Origin of the sequence: Accumulibacter sp. (assembly GCF_032229525.1) — a bacterium.
Lineage (GTDB): Bacteria > Pseudomonadota > Gammaproteobacteria > Burkholderiales > Rhodocyclaceae > Accumulibacter.
The window spans coordinates 1-2,354 of the sequence record NZ_JAVTWB010000200.1; the positions used below are offsets into that span (position 1 = coordinate 1).

Genomic DNA, 2,354 nt, shown 5'->3' on the forward strand with positions numbered 1-2,354 from the left:
ATGCGTATCGAGCAGGCGCTGCACGCGCCGGACAACGATGGCGCGGCCGGCAGCTCGAGCGACGCAGCGGTGGTACGGCTCTTCTATTACGGCCGGGGGTATCGCCCGGCGTGGACCGAGAAGGCCCGTGCCAAGGAACTGATCATGGCAGTCGAGGCGAGCCGGCAACATGGCCTGGTGCCTGCCGACTTCGCCATCGATGCACTGCGCAAGGCGGCCGCTGGCGGCGACGACGATGCGGACGCGATCGTTCGCCGGGAACTGCTGTTCACCACCGCGCTGGCGGGTCTTGCGCGGCAGTTGCACTACGGCAAGGTCGATCCCCGTTCGTTGTACTCGATCTGGGATTTCTCTCCGATTCCCGGCGTCCGCGAGCGTGCGAGTGCCCTGAGTGCCCTACTCGAAGCAGACTCGCTAAGCACTGCGCTGGCGGCACTGGCGCCACAGGACGAAGCCTATCGCGCGCTGCAGAAAGCCTTGTCGCGCGTCGCTGCGCTTGCCGCCAGCGGCGGCTGGCCGCAGGTGCCCGCCGGTCCGACGCTTCGCCCGGGCGAGCGCGACGCGCGCGTTCAGGCCTTGCGCGCACGCCTGCTGGCTGAAGGCTGGATCGCGGCCACCGACATCAGCGCGGCGGACAGCAAGTCAACACGCTACGACGCGGCACTGCAAGCGGCCATGCAGCGCTTCCAGCGCGCCCACGGCCTGACGGCCGACGGCGCGGTCGGGCAGCTCACGCTGGCGGCGCTGAACGTGAGCGCGGCACAGCGCGTGGCGCAGATCCGTGTGAACCTCGAGCGCATGCGCTGGGTGGCCCGTGACATGACCGCGACTCGCCTGACGGTGGACCTCGCCGGCTTCAATGCCGAGCTTCGCCTCGACGGCGTACTGCGGTGGTCATCGAAGGTGATCGTCGGGCGCCCGACGCGTGAAACGCCGGTTCTGCTCGACCATGTTCAGCACCTGGTGCTCAATCCGAAGTGGATCGTACCGCCGACCGTCCTGCGCGAGGACGTCATCCCCGGGGTGATCCGCAATGCGGCCTATCTGAACAAGCATCAGATGCGTGTGGTGGACGCTAGCGGACAGACCGTCGCCCCGGCGCAGATCGACTGGAGCGGCGTCAGCCGGACGGATTTCCCGTATCGGATCGTGCAGCAATCCGGTGCCGACGGCGCTCTCGGCCAGGTCAAATTCTCGCTCTCCAACGGCTATTCGATCTATCTGCACGATACGCCGACGCGCTCGCTCTTCCGCAAGCCCGCACGGGCCTTGAGTTCTGGCTGCGTGCGGCTGGAAAAACCGCGTGATCTGGCCTTGTTGTTGCTCGACGACCCGCAGCTCTGGAACGACGATGCGCTGGCCACCGCCATCGCCAGCGGACAGACGAAAACGCTGCCGGTGGCGCTCAACGTGCCGGTGATGTTGCTCTACCTCACCGCCACTGCGGATGCCATGGGCACGATTTCCTTCCGCACCGACATCTACGACCGGGACGGCCCCGTGCTTGCTCGGCTCGACAGCAGCACCCGGCCACGCCTGTAAAGGCGTGGCATGCCGCGGCCCGGACACCTTGCCATGTCGGCCCGCTTCGCCTGCGCCATCGCCCTGCCCGCCTCGTTTCGAGCCGGCGACATCCTTGCCTTTCACCGCCGTGATCCGCAGGAGACGGCCGAACGGGTCAGCGAGACATCGCTGCACAAAGGCCTGCTCTGGGCAGGAGCGCCGGCCTGCCTGAGCGTTCGTTTCGCGGCCGGGACGGCCAACGCCGAACTGGCCGTCGACGGACAGGTGCCGGCTGGCAGCGAAGCGGCCTTCCAGGCCATGCTGCACCGGATGCTCGGCTTGACGCAGGACGTCGAGGCATTCGAGCGCCGCTTCCGCACGCATCCGCAACTCGGTTCGCTGATTGCCCGACGGCCCGGATTGCGCGTGCCGCTCACCGCGACGCCCTTCGAGGCGCTGACCTGGGCGATTACCGGCCAGCAGATCAGCGTCGGTGCCGCCGTCTCGATCCGGCGGAAACTGATCGTGGCGGCAGGCCTGCGCCATTCGAGCGGCCTGCTTTGCTATCCGGAGGCCGCTCAGATCGCCGCGCTGACGGTGGATGATTTGCGGCAGAGCAGTTTTTCGCTGAGCAAGGCGCAAACCCTGCTCACCCTCGCGCAGCAGGTGGTGGCGGGCAAGCTGCCGCTGGCCGAGTGGCTGACGAGCTTGCCCGTAGACGATATCCGCGAGCAGTTGCTCGCGCTGCGCGGTATCGGCCCCTGGACCGTCAGCTACGCCCTGCTGCGCGGCTTCGGCAGTCTGGACGGTTCCCTGCATGGCGATGTGGCGGTGCGCCGCAAGCTGCAAAC

2 protein-coding genes are annotated in these 2,354 nt (G+C 67.7%); both read left to right on the forward strand.

Annotated elements, in window-relative coordinates; translation table 11 throughout:
* Positions 1-1,542, forward strand: a 1,542-nt coding sequence (locus RUW20_RS15645) for a murein L,D-transpeptidase (protein WP_313953153.1), incomplete at its 5' end; no start/stop codon positions are given.
* Between the two features lie 33 nt (positions 1,543-1,575).
* Positions 1,576-2,354, forward strand: a 779-nt coding sequence (locus tag RUW20_RS15650; RefSeq protein ID WP_313953154.1) for an AlkA N-terminal domain-containing protein, incomplete at its 3' end; no start/stop codon positions are given.